The 16,852-nt window shown below is 72.3% G+C and carries 13 protein-coding genes; 4 read left to right on the forward strand and 9 right to left on the reverse strand.

Annotated elements, in window-relative coordinates; translation table 11 throughout:
- The first annotated feature begins 268 nt into the window (after positions 1-268).
- Both OV090_RS32165 and OV090_RS32170 read left to right on the forward strand, forming a co-directional pair.
- Positions 269-1,222 carry a serine/threonine-protein kinase gene (locus OV090_RS32165; RefSeq protein WP_267708488.1) on the forward strand — a complete coding sequence of 318 codons (954 nt, stop codon included), beginning with the start codon at positions 269-271 and terminating at the stop codon, positions 1,220-1,222.
- 113 nt (positions 1,223-1,335) lie between these two features.
- Positions 1,336-3,291 carry an ATP-binding protein gene (locus tag OV090_RS32170; protein WP_267708489.1) on the forward strand — a complete coding sequence of 652 codons (1,956 nt, stop codon included), beginning with the start codon at positions 1,336-1,338 and terminating at the stop codon, positions 3,289-3,291.
- Positions 3,292-3,358: 67 nt separating this feature from the next.
- Here OV090_RS32170 and OV090_RS32175 read toward each other — a convergent pair whose 3' ends face one another.
- The 3 genes from OV090_RS32175 to OV090_RS32185 form a co-directional block, all read right to left on the reverse strand.
- Positions 3,359-4,303, reverse strand: a complete 945-nt coding sequence (locus OV090_RS32175; RefSeq protein ID WP_267708490.1) for a pirin family protein — start codon at positions 4,301-4,303, stop codon at positions 3,359-3,361.
- 577 nt (positions 4,304-4,880) lie between these two features.
- Positions 4,881-7,772: an AMP-binding protein gene (locus tag OV090_RS32180; RefSeq protein WP_267708491.1), complete on the reverse strand. Its 2,892-nt coding sequence runs from the start codon at positions 7,770-7,772 to the stop codon at positions 4,881-4,883.
- A 79-nt stretch (positions 7,773-7,851) separates the two neighbouring features.
- A complete protein-coding gene (locus OV090_RS32185; protein WP_267708492.1) occupies positions 7,852-9,315 on the reverse strand; it encodes an OmpA family protein in 1,464 nt (487 codons plus the stop codon).
- Between the two features lie 206 nt (positions 9,316-9,521).
- Between OV090_RS32185 and OV090_RS32190 the strand changes: the two genes are divergently transcribed.
- Positions 9,522-9,887: a Spx/MgsR family RNA polymerase-binding regulatory protein gene (locus OV090_RS32190; protein ID WP_267708493.1), complete on the forward strand. Its 366-nt coding sequence runs from the start codon at positions 9,522-9,524 to the stop codon at positions 9,885-9,887.
- Between the two features lie 86 nt (positions 9,888-9,973).
- Entirely contained in the window at positions 9,974-10,567 is a 594-nt protein-coding gene (locus OV090_RS32195) for a hypothetical protein (RefSeq protein ID WP_267708494.1), read from the forward strand.
- Positions 10,568-10,805: 238 nt separating this feature from the next.
- Here the strand turns inward: OV090_RS32195 and OV090_RS32200 are convergent, their stop codons facing one another.
- From OV090_RS32200 to OV090_RS32225, 6 genes are all read right to left on the reverse strand, one after another.
- Complete coding sequence (locus tag OV090_RS32200; RefSeq protein ID WP_267708495.1) at positions 10,806-12,038, reverse strand: aminotransferase class V-fold PLP-dependent enzyme; 1,233 nt, start codon at positions 12,036-12,038, stop codon at positions 10,806-10,808.
- A gap of 391 nt (positions 12,039-12,429) precedes the next feature.
- Complete coding sequence (locus OV090_RS32205; protein WP_267708496.1) at positions 12,430-13,059, reverse strand: hypothetical protein; 630 nt, start codon at positions 13,057-13,059, stop codon at positions 12,430-12,432.
- Positions 13,060-13,363: 304 nt separating this feature from the next.
- Positions 13,364-14,275: a hypothetical protein gene (locus tag OV090_RS32210; protein WP_267708497.1), complete on the reverse strand. Its 912-nt coding sequence runs from the start codon at positions 14,273-14,275 to the stop codon at positions 13,364-13,366.
- An 87-nt stretch (positions 14,276-14,362) separates the two neighbouring features.
- A complete protein-coding gene (locus tag OV090_RS32215; RefSeq protein ID WP_267708498.1) occupies positions 14,363-15,385 on the reverse strand; it encodes a hypothetical protein in 1,023 nt (340 codons plus the stop codon).
- A gap of 25 nt (positions 15,386-15,410) precedes the next feature.
- A complete protein-coding gene (locus tag OV090_RS32220) occupies positions 15,411-16,331 on the reverse strand; it encodes a methyltransferase domain-containing protein (protein ID WP_267708499.1) in 921 nt (306 codons plus the stop codon).
- Between the two features lie 18 nt (positions 16,332-16,349).
- The gene (locus OV090_RS32225; RefSeq protein WP_267708500.1) at positions 16,350-16,832 is read right to left on the reverse strand and encodes a PepSY-associated TM helix domain-containing protein; all 483 of its coding nucleotides are present in this window, start codon (positions 16,830-16,832) and stop codon (positions 16,350-16,352) included.
- Positions 16,833-16,852: the final 20 nt, after the last annotated feature.

Here is a 16,852-nt window from a genome sequence, read left to right on the forward strand (position 1 = left end):
AGCATGCTGGGGTGTACGCGCCGCAGTTCGAGCGCTGGCCGCCGTGGAGCCGCGTTCGCCGCCGAGTCCGGTCCGCGCCAGCGGCCTCAGGCGCGGCGAACGGCGCTCGCCTGCCATCTGCGCTGCGCACCGGGCGGTTCCGCCCGAGCCTGCGCCGGTCGCAGCGGGCCTCGCCGGAGGAGCCCGCCGAGAAGCCCCCATGCGACCCCGCGGCGCGCTTTCGTCGGTTTTTTGGTCCGCCTCCGCGGCCGGTCTACGCTCCCACACCGTGGAACTCGCAACCGCGCAGCGTCCGACCCTGTCCGACCTCGGCGATCACGTGCCGGGCGGCGAGGTGATCGAGCTGCCGATCGAGATCGACAGCCCCCTCGAGCACCTCGAGCGCTACACCGTGCTGCGCCAGGTCGGCGCCGGCGGGATGGGCAAGATCTACCAGGCCTACGACAAGCTGCTCGAGCGCAACGTGGCGCTCAAGGTCATGCACGCCGACATCCCGCCGCGCGAGCAGCGACGCTTCCGCCGCGAGGCGATCCTCGGCGCGCGCCTCCTGCATCCCTGCCTCGTGCGCGTGTACGACATGGGGGTCGACGCGCGCGGCCAGACCGAGTGGATGGCGATGGAGTACCTGCCCGGCACCGACATGCTGCAGCTGCTCGACGCCACCCGCCAGCGCCGGCAGGCGCTGCCGTGGCCGGCGCTGGTGCGCGGCCTGACGCAGGTGCTGATGGCGCTGCAGTACCTGCACGACTGCCGGGTGGTCCACTGCGATGTGAAGCCCGCCAACATGTTCGTGACCCGCGATCCGAACACGCGCTTCCTTACGACCAAGCTGCTCGACCTCGGCATCGCCTACGACCTCGACGGCCCGCGGCCCGGCCCGACCGAGCCGCTCTGTGGCGACCCCAACTACATCGCCCCCGAGCAGACCATGCACGGCGGCGTCATCGATCCGCGCACGGACATCTACGCCATCGGCGTCAGCCTCTACGAGCTGGCCACCGGCGTGCTCCCGTTCGAGGAGCTGACCTCCGCCCCGCTGCACGAGCTCCTGATCGCCCAGCGCGACCGCACCCCGCCGCCGCCCAGCTCGCGCATGCCCGCCGGCACGCCGCCTGAACTTGCGGACAGGCTCGACTGGATCTTCAGCCGCGCCTGCGCGAAGGATCCGGCCCGTCGCTACCCGAGCGCGCGGGCGATGCAGGCCGCGCTGAACACCGATTGAGTCGGGGGTCCGGCGAACCCCGGTTCGCGGCCAGTTGCCCCCGATCGTCGATCCGGTGCGGTCTGGCAGCCTCGCTTGCCGACGTCGATCGCCGATGCGTATGATCGCGCAGCGTGCTGAAGACCGTTCGTGTCCCGCCGCACTTCGAGCCGCTGTTCGAACAGGCGCAGGAGTTCGTGGGGCGGATCTTCGCCGAGCGGAGTGACATCCCCGACAAGGGCCGGATCGAGGTCTTCGGCCAGCGCTACATGCTCGTGCGGGCTCGGGCCATGTCGGTCGAGTTCTTCGAGATGGTCCAGCGGCTGTACCGCGACAAGGGTCAGGACGAAGCCCTGGGGGTCGCCCGTAGCCTCTTGTTCGACATCGCTCACGCCATGGGTCTGGCCGACGCCAACGACTTCGCCGAGCGCATGCATTTGCAAGATCCGATCGCCCGGCTGTCCGCGGGGCCGGTCCACTTCTCGCACTCGGGCTGGGCCTTCGTGGACATCTCGCCCGACAGTCGTCCGGTCCCGGACGAGAGCTTCTACCTCCTCTACGACCACCCCTACTCGTTCGAGTCGGACTCGTGGATCGACGCCGGCAAGCGCACCGACTTTCCGGTGTGCGTGATGAACGCCGGCTACTCCTCGGGTTGGTGCGAGGCCAGCTTCGGCGTGCCGCTGGTGGCGACGGAGATCCTCTGCCGGGCCAAGGGCGACGAGCACTGCCGCTTCATCATGGCCCACCCGTCGCGGATCGAGGGCTGCATCGACGCCTACCTCCACGGCCAGCCGCACCTCGCCGGTCGCATCACCCGCTACGAGATCCCCGGCTTCTTCTCGCGCAAGCAGCAGGAGGACGAGCTGCGCAGCCGCGAGGAGCAGTACCGCGGGATCTTCGAGGCCGGCACCAACGCCCTGCTGATCCTCGACGCCGAGACCGGCGTCGTCGTGCAGGCCAACCCGGCCGCCTCGCGGCTGTTCCGCTGCTCGCGCGACGACCTCGCCGGCCGGCGCTTCGCCGACCTGGTGGCGGCCTCGGGCGGCCCCGACCTGTTCGCCCGCATGCGCGCGGCCGTCCACGGCCACGGCCACTTCCTGTCCGAAGGGACAGCCACCGCGCGCGACGGCAAGGCCTACGTCGTCGAGCTGCGGGGCGCCCGCTTCCGCCTGCAGAACCGCGACCACCTGCTGGCCGTCCTGACCGACATCACCGAGCAGAAGCGGGCCCAGCTGGCCCTGCGCGAGGCCCACGACGAGCTCGAGCAGCGGGTCCGCGAGCGCACCGCCGAGCTCGAGCGGCTGAACCAGCAGCTGCACCTCCTGAACAGCCAGCTGGTCTCGGCGCGCGACTCGGCGATCGACGCCAGCCGGGCCAAGAGCGCCTTCTTGGCCAACATGAGCCATGAGCTGCGGACCCCGCTCAACGCCATCATCGGCTACAGCGAGCTGCTCGAGGACGAGAGCAGCGACGACGGGGTCCCGCTCGACCTCGGCGATCTCGGCAAGATCCGCGGCGCCGCCCGCCACCTCCTCGACCTCATCAACGACATCCTCGACGTCTCCAAGATCGAGGCCGGCAAGATGGAGCTGTTCGTCGAGTCCTTCGCGGTCGACGAGCTGGTCCAGGAGGTCATCGCCACCATCGAGCCGCTCGCGCGCAAGAACGACAACCGGCTCGAGCTCGCCGCCCGCCCCGGCCTCGGCGCCGTCGCCCTCGACCGCACCAAGGTCAAGCAGATCATCATCAACCTGCTCAGCAACGCCTGCAAGTTCACCCACCGCGGCGTCGTCGGCCTCAAGGTCTCGCGCGAGGCCGGCCCGCGCGGCGAGCAGCTCGTCGTCGCCGTGCAGGACACGGGCATCGGCATCGACCCCGCCCGCCTCGAGGAGCTGTTCCAGCCGTTCCGCCAGGCCGACGAGTCGACCACCCGCAAGTACGGCGGCACCGGCCTCGGCCTGTCGATCAGCCGCCACTACGCCGAGATGATGCAGGGCGGCATCGAGGCCCACAGCGCCCCCGGCCAGGGCTCGACCTTCACCGTCACCCTGCCGATCGCCTTCCACGGCGTCGAAGCCGCGGAGTGAACGCATGCCCCTCGGGGCATGCGCGAAGAGACATGCCCTGACGGACATGCCCCTCGGGCCACGTCGCTCAGCCGAGCAGGCGGCCGGAGCGGTAGTCGGCGAACGCCTGCCGCAGCTCCTCGTCGGTGTTCATCACGAACGGCCCGCGGCGGGCCACCGGCTCGCCCAAGGGCCGGCCGGCGAGCACCAGGAGGCGCGCCCCCGCGTCGCTCGAGATCGCCAGAGTGTTGCCGTGGCCGAGCACGCCGACCTGTCCCTTGAGCAATTCGCGGCCGTCGCTGCCAAGCCGCGCCGCCCCCTCGAGCACGTAGGCGAACGACGAGCAGAGGTCGCAGGCGATGTGCTGACGCATGGCCGCGCCGGCCGCGAGGCTCACGTCCATCAGCATCGGCTTCACCGTCACCCCGTCGACCGGCCCGCGCTTGCCGGCCAGCTCGCCGGCGACCAGGCGCACCTGCGCGTCGTCGACGGTCAACGACGGGATCGTCTCCGGCCCGAGCTCCTGGTAGCGGGGCTTCGTCATCTTCTCCGCCGCCGGCAAGTTGACCCACAGCTGGAAGGCCCACAGCTGCCCGCCGTCCTGCTGGCGCGGCATCTCCTCGTGCACGATCCCGCGGCCCGCGGTCATCCACTGCGCCGCCCCGGCCCCGATCCGCCCGTGGTTACCGACGCTGTCGCGGTGCTCGAACGCCCCCGCGAGCACGTACGAGACCGTCTCGAAGCCGCGGTGCGGGTGCTCGGGGAAGCCGGCCTGGTACTCGTCGGGGCGATCGCTGCGGATCTCGTCGAGCATCAGGAACGGATCCAGCGCCGGCAACCCGCGGTGCCCGAGCGCCCGCCGGATCGTGACGCCGGCCCCGTCGCGCGACGGGTGAAACTCGTGCACCGCAGTCACGTCCCGCACGGTCGCGCTCTTCTTCACCAGCGGCGTGGTGATGGCCGGCGGCGTACAGCCGGCGAGCACCAGAGCAGGAGCGGCCTTCAACAGCGAGCGGCGCGTCGTGACGGACACGCCCCCACGCTAAGCCCGCCCGCACAGCGTTTCAACAACCCGGCGATGCGCTTCATGTCACGTGGCCCAACGGTCATGTGTCCGGCGGCGGCGGGTCCGCCGAACACGTGGCCCCATGGATCCACCGACAAGCCCCGCGGCCCGAATGATGCAGCTCGCCTCGCCCGCGAAGCGACAGCAAGACGCGAGCCATCTCCTGTCATCGCTTCGGTGACCGACCTTCTTCGACTTTGACCAACCGTCTCCGCTGCCGAGTCGGGTCCGCATCCTTTTCCTTGCGGTCCTATCCGCGGCGCTCACGGAGACCTCGCGTGTCGCGTGCAGCGGCCTGCGCAAACCAGACTCACGCGACGCGGCAACTTCCCCCGGACACTGCCCGACCTTTACGCGTCATCCAGCGCCGCCGAGCTGCGCCCTCGCCTGCCCCGCGGAGCGTTCGAGATCTCCGCGCGGCCGTCTCATCCGTCGCCGCGCCTCGAGCAATTCCTGGAGGCGCAGCGCTCGGCTCGCTCGCCGCGCCTGGAGCTCGGCGAACCCGAGCCGGCGAGCCGGCCCGGCGACCTCGTCGGCGCTCGCCTCAGCCGCGCTCGCTGGGGTCGAGGCCCTGGATCCCCGCCACCATCACTGCGTGCAGGCGCGGCTCGTCGATGTGGGCCGCGATCGCGTCGGCGGTGCGGTCGCGCAGGCGGACGATGTCAACGAGCGTCTTGCCCTCCGGCGCGAGGGCCGGCAGCACCTGCACCTCGATCGGGACATGTCGCGGGAGCCATGTCCCATCGTGCAGGGCGCTGCGAGTGCCGCGCAGCGCGATCGGCACCACCGGCACGCCGAGCTCGGCGGCCAGGCGGAACGCGCCGAGCTTGAACGGCCGCAGCCCCGCCTCGCGGCTGAACGTGCCCTCCGGGAACACCACCACCGGCGCCCCCGCGCGCAGCACCTCGGCCACCGCCTCGAGCCCCGCCAGCGCCCGCTCCGCCTGCAGACGCTCGATCAGCACGTGACCGGCCCGGCGGATCAGCGGCCCGAACGCCCGATTGTCGCGGCACTCGCCCTTGACCACGAAGCGGATCGTGTCGGGCAGCGCCGCCAGCAGCACGAACGGATCGAGGTAGCTGCAGTGGTTGGGCGCCAGGACACATGGCCCTTCGGGCATGTTCTCGAGGCCAGTCACCTCCGGGCGCAGGCCGATGGTCGTCAGCGTCGCGCGCGCCACGTTGCGCGAGAACTTGCGCAGCGGCGCGCCCGACGGGATCAGCCGACCTGCCGCGGTCGAGGCCGCGAGCATGCCGCCGAAGGTGCCGAGGGCGAAGCTGCCGTACGCGACCTCGCCCGCGCGACCGGCCAGAGCCTTCGCGCGGCGCGGCAGCCCGCGCAGGTACAGCCCCGCGGCCTGGCGGGCGAACGATCCGTGGCCGCGGCCGAGCTCGCCGGCGAGGTACAGCCGGCGCGTGTCGCCGCGGCGGATCTTCCCGCTCGACGTCTTCGGCACCGCTCCGGGCGCAGTCAGCACCACGCGGTCGGGTGGGATCCCCACAGTGCTTGCGATCGCCTCGCCGATCTTCTGCTGCAGCGCCGCGCGGGCCGCGGGCCGCTCCTCCTTCGTCTCCGCGACCACCACGATCGACTCCGTGCCGCTGCCCTCGTCGCGCACTGCGAACGCCGCCACGCAGCCCTGGCGCACCCCCGGCACCGCCCCGGCCGCGGCCTCGAGCTCGTGCGGGTAGTAGTTGCGGCCGCCCTTGATGATCAGGTCCTTCACCCGGCCGGAGATGAACAGCTCGCCCTCGACCAGGTAACCGAGGTCGCCCGAGTCGACCCAGCCATCGGCCAGCTTCACCTTCGCGGTCGCCTCCGGGTTGCGGTAGTAGCCCTTGAACGCTGACGGCCCGCGGAACAGGATCCGGCCCTGGCGGCGGTCCGGCAGCGGCGCCCCGGCCTCGTCGGCGATCCGCACCTCGTGGTTCGGCACCGCCGCGCCGCAGCCGACGAAGTGCAGCACCTCGCTCTCGGGCGCGCCCTCGGCGGCCGGTCGCGCCTCGCCGCTCGACTCGAACGTCGCGCGCTCGACCTCGTCGACCCGAGGTCCGCGGCCGGGCGGCGGGAACGTCACCGCGACCATGTTCTCGGCCAGGCCGTAGGCGCAGAACAGCGCCTCGCGGTGAAACCCTGCCGGCGCCAGGTGAGCCGCGAAGCGGTCGAGCGTGCTCGCCAGGATCGGCTCCGAGCCGTTGAGCAACGCCCGGATCGGGCCCAGCTGCAGCGGCGCGATCGCCTCGGGCGCCACTCGCTTGACGCACAGGTCGAACGCGAAGTTGGGCGCGCAGGAGATCGTGCCCCTGTACTGCGAGAACGCCTGCAGCCACCGCTCCGGCCGGGCCAGGAACGTCACCGGCGACAGGATCACCGTGGGTGTCCCGAAGTACAGGTTCATCAGCCACCCGCCGACCAGCCCCATGTCGTGGTAGAGCGGCAGCCAGCTGACCATCACGTCGCCGGCCCGCAGCGCGCAGCCCTCGGCCGCCGCGCGGATGTTGGCGAGCACGTTCGCGTGCGTGAGCTCGACGCCCTTGGGGTCGCCGGTGCTGCCCGACGTGTACTGCAGCAGCGCGGTGTCCTCGCCGCGCAGGTCGGCCGCCACCGCGGTGTCGAGGCTGGCGTCGGCCAGCGCCTCGTCGACATCGACCACCTGCCCGAGCGCCGGCACCTGGTCGCGCACCAGCTCGGCGACCCTGGCCGCGCGGGCGAACGTGATCAGCATCTCGGCCTCGGCGTTGGCCAGGATCTTCGCCTCGCGCTGGATGTACTCGGCGATCCGGTCGAGGCGGAACGGCGGGTACAGCGGCACCGGCACCCCGCCGGCCAGCAGCGCGCCCATGAACGCCGCGAAGTAGCCGCGCGACGTCGGCAGCATGATCGCCACCTTGCCGCCCGGCCGCAGGCCCCGCCGTCGCAGCGCCGCCGCCACCCGCCCCGCGTCGCGCCGCAGCGCCGCGTAGGTGATCGCCTCCTCGCGCCCGTCCTCGCGCAACAGCATGACGTGGACCCGCCCCGGCGCGTGCGCGACGTGGTGCTCGAGCGCCTCGATCAGCGTCTGCGCGGCCGCGGGCGCCGGCGCCGGTGCGTCGGTCGGAAGGGACAGGTCCTCGGGGACATGTGCCTTCGGACCTGCGATCGGGGGCATGTCCGAAGCGCCATCTCCGCGCGCCTTGCGGGCCAGCGCGACCAGCTGGCGCGGCGTGTCGGCGTCGCTGAGCGCCTCCTCGGGGAACACCACCCCGAGGCGGGCCTCGAGGCGGCCGAGCAGCTCGACGCGCTCGAGGCTGCCGAGGCCGAGCTCGCGCTCGAGCGACGCGTCGAGGTTGAGGTGGCCGAGGCCGCGTCCGTCGCCGACGGCGGAGATGAGCTCGCCGACGACGGCGAGGACCGTGGCCTCCTCGATCGGGCCCGGAGCGGAGGGCGTGCCTTCCATGCCGGGGACGATACCCGATCCGGGGCCCCGCGCAGTCACGCCCGCGGCGGGCCCAAGCGCACGCGCGGGCGGCCGCGGCTCACTGCAGCTTGAACTCGATGCGGCGGTTCTTGGCCTTGCCGGTCTTGGTGTTGTTGTCGGCGATCGGCTCGTCGGGGCCGGCGCCGCGGGTCGTGATCCGCGCGGGGTCGATCCCCTTGTCGGTCATGTACTTCTTGACCGCGTCGGCGCGCCGCTTCGACAGGTCGACGTTGTGGTCGCGGTCGCCGGAGCTGTCGGTGTGACCGCTGATCTCGACCTTCACCGACGGGAAGTCCTTCAGCACCTTGACCGCGTTGTCGAGCGTCGACTTCGACGCCTTCTTGATCGAGTCCTTGTCGCTGTCGAAGAAGATGCCCTTGATGACGCCGGTGAACTTGGTGACCGCGCGCGGCACCTCGTCGGCGCAGCCGTCGTCGTCCTGGTAGTTGTTGCGGGTCTCCGGGATCGCCGGGCACTTGTCGTCGCGGTCGGGGATCCCGTCCTTGTCCTTGTCGGGCAGCGGGCAGCCGTCGGGCGCGATGCCCTTGTCGTCGGGGCACTTGTCCTTGCTGTCGACGAAGCCGTCGCCGTCGCGGTCCTTCTCCGGGCAGCCGTCGGGCGCGATGCCCGGCTCCTGCGGGCAGGCGTCGACCGAGTCGAGGAAGCCGTCGCCGTCGGCGTCGCCCTCGACCGCCACCGGACAGCCTTCGGGCGCCACGCCCGGGATCGTCGGGCACTTGTCGACCGAGTCCTTGAACCCGTCGCCGTCGCTGTCCGGGTCGTCCTTGGCCGCCGGCTGCTTCTTGCGCAGCACGAACGACAGCCCGAGCAGCACCTCGAGGTGGTGCGTGCGACCGCCGTCGACCCCGTACTGCGCGGTCGCGTTGTCGCGGACGTCGAGGCGCAACGCGAGATAGTTGTTGATGTAGAACTTCACGCCGCCGCCGAAGTGGATCACCGGGTCGACGTCGCCGCCGAGGCCCGACGTGCCCAGGAGCCCTGCGCCGATCAGGACGAACGGCGAGATCCGGTACGGCAGCTGGGCCAGCGCGTAGCCGCGGAAGCCGCCGAGCACCGCCCCCTTGCCGTCGTTCTCGGTCCGGGTCGGCATGATCGCGCCCTCGAGCTCGAGCCCGAGGAACGACAGCGGATAGAAGCCCGCGCGCAGGCCGATGTCGGGCGCGATCGTCTTGTACCGCTGCCAGTTGGGCGGCTCGCCCGGCAGCGGCGGCAGGTACAGCTCGTGGTCGCGGGCCGGGAACATCAGGCCGGCGAAGATCCCGAACTCGCCCGACATCGCCGTCGGCCGGTAGCGCTTGATCCACGGCACCCCGCTGCGATCCTTCGCCTTCTTCTCGCGCTTCTTCTTGCCGGCCTTGGTGTCGCCCGTGGCCTCGGCGCCGGCCGGCGACAGCGAGATCGATCCCTCCGCCTTCGCGCCCTCCGGCTCTTGCGCCGCCGCCGGCAGCGAGAGCGACGAGAGGACCACAGCAGCGGCGACGGGGAGCGAGAGCTTGGACATGACGCGGACTCGGGAAGGAGGCACCGCGCCGGCGACGCGCGGCAAAAACTCTTGTACATGCGTTCGTCGGCGCTGCCTAGGCAGCGCCAGCCCCCGGTGCGGCCGCGGAGCTCCGGCCGGACCGCCGCGCATGGTCCTCCGGACAGGCGCGGGCGACCTCCCCAGTCCGCGCGCGCCAGCGCCCCTGTGGTACGGTCCCGCGCGCCATGACGGCCGTCCTCTTCGCCCATCCTCGCTGCGACACCTGCCGCAACGCGCGGCGCTGGCTCGACACGCACCACGTCGCCTACGACGTCGTCGACCTCACCGTCCGCGCGCCGACCTCCGCCGAGCTGCGCGCGATCCAGCAGAACTCCGGTCTGCCGGCGCGCAAGCTGTTCAACACCTCCGGCCAGGCCTACCGCGCCGGCGGCTTCGGCGAGCGGATCAAGACAATGGACGACGACGCCATGATCGCCGCGCTGGCGGCCGACGGTCTGCTCGTCAAGCGCCCGATCTTCACTCGCGACGCCCTCGCCCTGGTCGGCTTCTCCGCAGACGCCTACGCGCGCGCTCGCCTGAGCGCCCTGTAAGAGCCCGCGCGGGCCGGTCGTTGGGGGACCGCCGGCACGCACCGCGAGCCTTCGCTCCGCGGTGCGCCGGGTCCCCAGGTTTTGCCATGACCGCCCTCGCCTATCCCCGCCCCGTCCGCCTGCCGGCCTCCGCCAAGCTGGCCCTCCTCGCCCTCCTCGCCGCCCTCGCCGTGATCACGCCCCGGCCCGCGCGCGCCAGTGAGGGCGAGGTCGCTACCGACTTCAAGCGCGGTCCGTTCGCCGAGTTCGCCTGGCGCCCCGCCCTCGTGCCGCTGCGCAACGACGCCATGCCGGCCGCGCGCACGCACATGCTCCTCGGCGCCCGCCTGTCGCCCGCGGTCGTGCTCGGCACCATGGCCCACGTGACGCTCTACTTCGACAAGGACCAGAAGGTCGGCGCCGGCCTCGACGCGATGATCCAGGTCAACGTCACCCGCGGCTTCTATCTCCGCACCGGCGTCGGCGCGATCAGCCACGTCCCCATCGCCCGCGAGGTCACCACGCGCACCCCCGGCTACGGCGGTCAGGTCGGCCTCGGCTACGCCTTCCGCCTCGGCAAGAACACCGGCAAGGGCCCCGGCGCCGCGCTCGCTCTCGGCGCCGACTACGACCTCCGGATCCTCCCCGACAAGCGCCGCCGCGGCATCTTCGTCCTCGGCCTCTCCTTCATGTTCGGATGAAGCCCGTCGGTCCTCGCCTCGATGGCCGACGCTCCGCGAAGCTCACTCATGTTCGCATGAGCCCGCGCGGTCGACCGAGCCGCGAATCAGTCGCATCTTCCTCCTCGGCCTCGCGTTCGACCCCGGCCGCGTTTGCCGACCGAGTGAAAACCACTCGCGTGACGAGAGAGCATCGCGTCCTTCTCACGCCCGCCCGCGCGCGGCGATGCCTCGCGCGTGTCGCTCCTTCGCTCGCGCCTCAGGTCCGATTCGCGACCACCGCGGTCACCAGCGCCTCGATCGCCCGCCGCACTCGCGCCGTGCTCTCGTAGCAGGGGGCGCCCAGCCGCAGCAGCGGCGCTCGCTTGCCCGCGCGGCGATCGATCACGCAGCGCAGGTGGATCCCCGCCGGGTGCAGCGCCATGCACACCGCCTCGACGTCGATCCCCGGCAGCGCCACGCTCACCGTCGCCAGCAGTTGTTCGGCAGTCGGCGGCGCCTCGCGCTCCTCGCCGGACATCGCATCGAAGAATTGATGCGCTACCCCGGCCGCGAGCAGTCGATCGTGGAGCTCGCGCGCCGACCAGGCCGCCAGAGTCCGGCTCCGCTTGAGCGCGACGTGTCCGAGCGCCGCGTGCAGATCGAGCGCCGCGGCCAGCCCTGCATACACCGAGAAATCGTGCGCCCCGCGCCGCTCGAGCCCTCCGCCCTCCTCGCCGTCGCCGGCCAGCAGCGCCAGCTCGGCGCGCGCCCGCGGGGACGTCCACGCGAAGCCGACGCCCGGCGGTCCGAACAGCCACTTGTGCCCGCTCGCCACCACCACGTCGGCCCCCGTCAGCGCCGGCGGCACCAGACCGACTGCCTGCGCCGCGTCGACGATTACAAAGACCTCCGGCGCCGCCGCGCGCACCGCCGCCGCGATCTCCCGCACCGGGACGACCTGCCCGATCGTACATGTCACTTGCGACAGCAGCAGGACGGCCGGCCGCTGCGCCGCTGCGATCGCCCCGGCGGCTGCCGGATCGCGCAGCGCCGCGTGGGGCAGGAGCGCCGTACGAAAATCTCGCTCGAACGCCGCCGTCGCCGAAGGATGCTCGTGCTCGCTCGTCAGCACCAGCGGCGTCTCGCCGTCCCCCCGCCGCTCGCGCAACGCGCACGCGATCGTCCGCAGGGCCTCGCGGGTCCCGACCGTCAGCGCCGGCGGATCGCCGCCCCACAGCGCAGCCGCCAGCGCGCGGGCCCGCCGACGCTCCGCCCGCCCGCGCTGCACCTGTCCGTCAGGATAGGCGAACAGCTCGTCGTCCCAGAAGCCCTGCATCGCCGCCCGCACCGCCTGCGCCGGCGTGGCGATCGAGCCCGGATCGAGGTTGATGCGCGCCCCGGGGAATTGGCGCACGCGCAACCTGTCCCAGAGGTCCTGGTCTTCGGGGCGCTCACGCAGCGCGCCGAGCACCGACTCCCCGGGCGACCGCCGCCCGCTCGCCTCCGTCACCGGACGCCCTCCGCCACTGCACCAGAGTAGACCGCCGCGCGCGCTCGCGGGGGCTCGATCCACCGCGCCGATCCGCGCCTCCGCATCCGCGCGTCCCCGCGCGCCGCGAAGCAGCGCCGGATCGACCTCGCATGACATGTCTTTTAAGACATGCTCTTACAGCCATATAAATTCTCGCGAAGCCGGGCCGACGCCCGTTCTCACGAGCGTCGCCCCACCCTGCGGACCGTCCGTGGCAGCGGGTCGCGCCGCCCCCATGCGTGAATGGCCCTCGTCACCTCACCAGACACACTCACCAGCGCCGAGCGCCCCGCGAAGCGCCGAGCACCCCCCGTCACCTGACGAGCGCCCCTTCTTTTCTCTTAAAATCCTCGCCGCTCTGGCGAGCGCCTCACAACGAGTTCTGCAGCACGCACTCGCCGGCGACGCAGCGCGCGACCTTGGCCGTGCACTGGTCGATCGCCACGCATGGCACCTCGTCGGGCGGCACCGGGCACTGCGCCAGCCGGTCGACGCAATCGGTGGCGATCGCCAGCTCGTGGCCGCCCAGGCTGCACGGGCAGCAACCTCCCACCACCTTGCTGCAGTCCTCGTCGTTGACGCAGGCGCAGCGCGGCTCTTGCTTGCACTGGCACACCTCGCAGCCGCGCTCGTCGGTGTCGAACCCGAACGGACACAGCAGCTTGCACAGGACAGGCTGGCACTGCGCGGCAGCGTCGACGCAGACCCCGCCGCCGCAGTCGAGGCTGCAGGTCGTCTGGCCCGTCTGAGGATCGCAGGCACACAACGAGGGCACGCACTGCGGGCCTTTTTGGCACACCTGTCCTTCAGGACACCCCGACTGCACGCACCCCGGCTGCCTGAACCCCTCGCACGGCCCCCCGATGGCGGCCGTGTCGATCCCGGTCGGCGGGGCTGCCATCGGCACCGCCTCCGCCGCCTGCACCACCACGCCGGACGGCAGGATGTCGCACGCCAGCGCCGCCGCCGACAGGACCACCGACAATGGCAGAGATCGCATCTTCGGACTCCTTCGACGCAGCGTGGCCCGGCCCCCCGCCCGCGCAAGCCCGCGAGCCGGCCGCCTTCCGTCGCCGGTCCGCCGCCGCGGCGCCTCCGCTCGGCCCGCTGCCCGCCCGCAGCGCCCCCGTCGCGGCGGCCCGCCCGCTCAGCGGCCCGAGCCTCCGCTGCGGAAGTGCATGTTCAAAAGAACATGTCCCTTAGAACATTTCTCGAAGGACGTGTCCTCGAGCCGCGGCGCTCCGCCGCGTCCGGGGCGAACCGCCGCAGGAGCTCGCCCCCGCGACGCCCGCCCCGGCGCCGCGCTACTGCAGCACGCACTGCCCCTGCACGCACACCGCCTGCGCGTCCGTGCAAAGGTAGACCGCCGGGCACGCCACCTGGTCGGGGGGCAGCGGACACGGCTCGAGCTGGTCGAGGCAGGCCGCGGCGACCGCCACCTCGCTGCCGCCCATGTTGCAGGAGCAGCAGCCCGGGCTGGCCTTGACGCAGTCGGCGTCGGCCTGGCAGCCGCAACCCGGCGGCGGGTTGCAGGCGCAGATCTCACAGCCCATCTCGTCCTTCTGGAACCCGAACTCGCAGAACAGGTCGCAGGCGACCGGGTCGCACAGGGCCGCGTCGACGCACGTGCCGCCGCCGCAGTCCGGAGTGCAGACGATCTGCTGCGTCTCCTCGTCGCAGAGGCAAGCCGAAGGCACGCACTCGACCTCGGTATTGCACTCCTGTCCTTCGGGACAGCCCTTGTCGAGGCAGCCCGGCTGCTCGAAGCCGTCGCACACGTTACCGCCGGTGCTCGTCTCGCCGGTCGTCTCCGCGGTCGTCCCGGTCGTCGTCGTCTCGGCCGTCGTCTCGCCGGTCGTGCTCGTGGTCGTCGTCTCGCCGGTCGTCGTCGTGGTCCCGGTCGACGTCGTCTCGCCGGTCGTCGTCGTCTCGCCGCTGGTCGACGTCGCCTCCGTCTCCCCGCCGGTGTTCCCGCCCTCCGTCGGCCCGCCCGAGCCGGTCGTCGCAGTGCTGCCGGAGCTCGTGTCGGCGGTCGCCGCGGTGCTCGCGGTCGTCTCGCCGGTCTCGCCCGCCTCGGTCGTGCCGCCGGTCTGACCGCAGCCGCTCACCAGCCACAGCGCTGCACAGCTCGCTGCACGCGCCCATCCATGTTGCATGTACGTCATCGTAATTTTTAAAAAAGAAGAACTCCCTTCATCGGCGGCATAGCCGACCATGCCGGACCCGACAAGCGACGCGGCGCTCCGCTTGCTGCCTCGCTCGGGTCTCGCAGCCGAACGCCCGCACGAGCGCGCCGCTCGGCCCTACACGCGCACGACGGCGCAGGGCGGCGGCGCACCCGGCAGCTGCAGGCAGTAGGCGACGAACGCCGCGAACACCGGCCGCGGGCGCCCCTCCGTCGGCAGCGCGTGCAGGTGCAGCGCCGGCACCACGTTGACCTCGAGCAGCAGCGCCGCCCCCGCGGCCTCGGCGGGAGGGCGCGTGAACGCGGTCATGGGCCCGCGAAGATCGACCCCGCCGACGTCGACCCCCAGCAGATCGCACGCCGACGCCGCGACCGCCAGCCACTGCGGATCGACCTCGTCGGTCCGATCGATCACCGCCAACTCCTCGCCCGTGATCTCGACCTCGCGCCCGGCGGGGATCGGCCCATCGAGCTCCAGCCCGTACACCTCGAGGTGGCCTTCTAGATCCTCCTCGATCTCGATCTGGTCCATGGGACAGAGGCTCGGCGCCGCCCACGTCCCGCGCCGCGCGTCGCCGTTCAGCGCCGCCACCTGCGCCTCGGCGCTGCTGCCGGCCGCGAGCTTCGGCCGCACCACCTCGACCGCCGCGATCGTCTGGCCGCCGATCACCGCCACCCGCAAGTTGGTCCCGGGGATGAACGGCTCGACCAGCACCTCCTCGTCGAGGTCGATCGCGCGAGCCCGGGCGCGCGCGCGCGCCAGCGTCGCCAGGTCGCGCACGTCGGTCGCCACCCCGACCCCGCGGTTGCCCCAGTTGGGCTTGACCACCAGCCGCCCGTGGCGCGCCAGCAGCCCCTGCACGGCAGGCCCCGCGATGTCGCCGGCCTCGTCGACCAGCACCCCTTCGGCGCACGGCAGCCCCCGCGCGCGCAGCAGCTCGCGGCTCAGGTGCTTGTTGTTGGCCAGCCCCTGGGCCACCTGCGTCAGGAACGGCGAGCGCGTCTTGCTGACGATCGCCTGCCGCTCCCCGAGCGACAGGCGCATGAAGTAGTCGGTGTGCTCGCGCCCGAGCGGCTCGGCGCGGGCCCCGAGGCTCGCCGCCGCCGCCGCGATCAGCTGGTTCGTCCGGCTCCAGACCATACGGACATGTCCCTCCGAACCTGGCCTAATCGCCCTGTCCCCGGGGCCCTGTCGTATAGGACAGCAGCTCGCCGTCGCCGGTGATCACCGCCCCCGGCTGCTCGATGCGGCGGCGCAGGATCGGCGGCAGCTCCATCGCCGCGCGGTGGCTGACCGGCGTGTACCACTGCAGCTCGCCGAGCGCGGCGATCCGGGCGGCGAGGTCGGGCGGCTCGGCCTCCAGCGGCCGGCGCGACATCAGGGCGAAGCCCCACAGGCAGTGGAACGACGGCACGAAGCCGTGGGCGAAGCGGACGTGGGGGAACACCGCCTGCAGCGTGCTGCGGACCGTGCGGGCCAGCTTGAGGTCGAGCGGGTCGAGCTCGCCGGCCTGCAGCACGCACACCCCGTCGTCGGCCAGCGCGCGCAGGACCAGCTCGAAGAAGCGGGTCGAGAACAGCGCCGCCGACGGCCCCTCGTCGGTCGGGTCGGTGACGTCGAGGACGATGACGTCGAAGCTGCCGGGGGCGGCCTGGCGCAGCGTGTCGAAGATGTCCTCGGTGCGCAGCTCGACCCGCGGATCGTCGAGGCTGCCGGCGTGCCACGTCGGCAGGTGCTCCTTGCACAGCGCCACCACCTCCGCGTCGAGGTCGACCGACACGATCGTCTCGACCGAGCGGTGACGGAGGATCTCCCGCAGCGCCGCGCCCTCGCCGGTCCCGCCGACCAGCACCCGCCGCGGCCGGCCGTGCAGCACCAGCGACGGGTGGACCAGCGCCTCGTGGTAGAGCGCCTCGTCGGCCTCGGCCGACTGGACCAGGCCGTCGAGGAACAGGATCCGCCCGTACGCGCTCGTGTCGGCGACGATCGCCTCCTGGTACTGCGTCTTCACGTGCGCGACCAGGCGCTCGACGCTGTACAGGATCGACACGCCCTCGATCTCGGGCTCTTGCAGCACCAGGTGCATTCGCGTCTGTCCTTTCGCTCAGCCGCGCGGGCGGCGGCGGCTGACGATCATACCGAGGCCCGTGGCGACCAGCGCGAGCATCCCGAGGCCCGCGGCGAGCGCGACGGCCTGCCCCGGCAGACCGATGATCTCGCCCGTGTGCAGCTTGAACAGCAGCTGCGTCAGGCCGCCAGCGGTGCGCCGGCGCTCGATCAGCGCCCCGTCGCCGGCGAAGTAGAGCACCGTCTCGTCGTCGTCGTCGACCCAGAACACCCACGGCTCGTCGGGCTCGGTGGCCAGGCCGATGTCGGTGATCGCCTCGTCGCCGGCCTCGCGCTGCGCGCGCGCCAGGAGCTCCATCAACGGCAGCGGCTGCTCGACCACCGGGGCCGACGGCGGCGGCGTCTTCATGCAGCCGCGGAACACCAGGATCGCCCCCGTCAACGCGATCACCGCGAACACCGCCGACAGCGTCGCGCCGACCGCCTGGTGCCACTTGAACAGGCCGCGTCGCATGCTCATGAAGACATGCTCCTTCGGAC

The sequence above is a fragment of the Nannocystis sp. RBIL2 genome, from assembly GCF_026626745.1.
Classification (GTDB): Bacteria; Myxococcota_A; Polyangia; order Nannocystales; family Nannocystaceae; genus Nannocystis.

What these genes read in the sequence shown, in the direction of transcription:
- OV090_RS32180 (WP_267708491.1), bottom strand. Translation starts at nt 7,772, where the DNA reads ATGGAAGGCACGCCCTCCGCTCCGGGCCCGATCGAGGAGGCCACGGTC.
- OV090_RS32185 (WP_267708492.1), bottom strand. Translation starts at nt 9,315, where the DNA reads ATGTCCAAGCTCTCGCTCCCCGTCGCCGCTGCTGTGGTCCTCTCGTCG.
- OV090_RS32190 (WP_267708493.1), top strand. Translation starts at nt 9,522, where the DNA reads ATGACGGCCGTCCTCTTCGCCCATCCTCGCTGCGACACCTGCCGCAAC.
- OV090_RS32195 (WP_267708494.1), top strand. Translation starts at nt 9,974, where the DNA reads ATGACCGCCCTCGCCTATCCCCGCCCCGTCCGCCTGCCGGCCTCCGCC.
- OV090_RS32205 (WP_267708496.1), bottom strand. Translation starts at nt 13,059, where the DNA reads ATGCGATCTCTGCCATTGTCGGTGGTCCTGTCGGCGGCGGCGCTGGCG.
- OV090_RS32210 (WP_267708497.1), bottom strand. Translation starts at nt 14,275, where the DNA reads ATGGTCGGCTATGCCGCCGATGAAGGGAGTTCTTCTTTTTTAAAAATT.
- OV090_RS32215 (WP_267708498.1), bottom strand. Translation starts at nt 15,385, where the DNA reads ATGGTCTGGAGCCGGACGAACCAGCTGATCGCGGCGGCGGCGGCGAGC.
- OV090_RS32220 (WP_267708499.1), bottom strand. Translation starts at nt 16,331, where the DNA reads ATGCACCTGGTGCTGCAAGAGCCCGAGATCGAGGGCGTGTCGATCCTG.
- OV090_RS32225 (WP_267708500.1), bottom strand. Translation starts at nt 16,832, where the DNA reads ATGAGCATGCGACGCGGCCTGTTCAAGTGGCACCAGGCGGTCGGCGCG.